The organism is Pseudomonas tremae (assembly GCF_001401155.1).
GTDB lineage: Bacteria > Pseudomonadota > Gammaproteobacteria > Pseudomonadales > Pseudomonadaceae > Aquipseudomonas > Aquipseudomonas tremae.
In genome coordinates, this window is record NZ_LJRO01000082.1 from 1 (window position 1) to 467 (window position 467).

The window sequence follows — 467 nt, forward strand, 5'->3', positions numbered from 1 at the left end:
ACGAATACTACTGTATCGCCGTCAAGCATGACTAGATCAAGCTCGCCGCGTTTGCATAACCAGTTTTGTTCAATCAGGTGCAGCCCCTGTCGTTGCAAAAACTGAAGGGCGAAGGCTTCAGCCTCGCGCCCTGCCTGTTGGCGGCTGCGGCTTGGTATCAAGGCGCTGTGTCCGGCAGGCGTTGGATCTTGCCGTCGACGAACTCCGCCCATGGCAACTGACGCTCGACGCGACGGCCAGGGTTGATGCTCAGGCTGCCCGACAGGCCATCAATGCGGCTGTCAGGCATCGCCTTTAGTTGCGCAAGGCGTGGGGCCAGGCGGTAGGCGTCGATGCCCATTGCGTACAGGCGGCCAAGGCTGCCAGCAGCTTGTGGCCATTGCGCGGTGACTTGCTGGCGCAGTGGGTCTTCAGCGTTCAACAGCCATGGCGTCTCGCAGAAGCGCACACCGTTGAGGTCCATGTAC

2 protein-coding genes are annotated in these 467 nt (G+C 60.8%); both read right to left on the reverse strand.

Annotation, left to right across the window (positions count from 1 at the left end):
- The coding region (locus tag ALO43_RS28390) for a YraN family protein (protein WP_162235576.1) at positions 1-158 on the reverse strand (158 nt) is incomplete at its 3' end.
- A partial coding sequence (locus ALO43_RS06530; protein ID WP_174518491.1) for a penicillin-binding protein activator occupies positions 158-467 on the reverse strand: 310 nt, incomplete at its 5' end. The genes ALO43_RS06530 and ALO43_RS28390, both read right to left, overlap by 1 nt.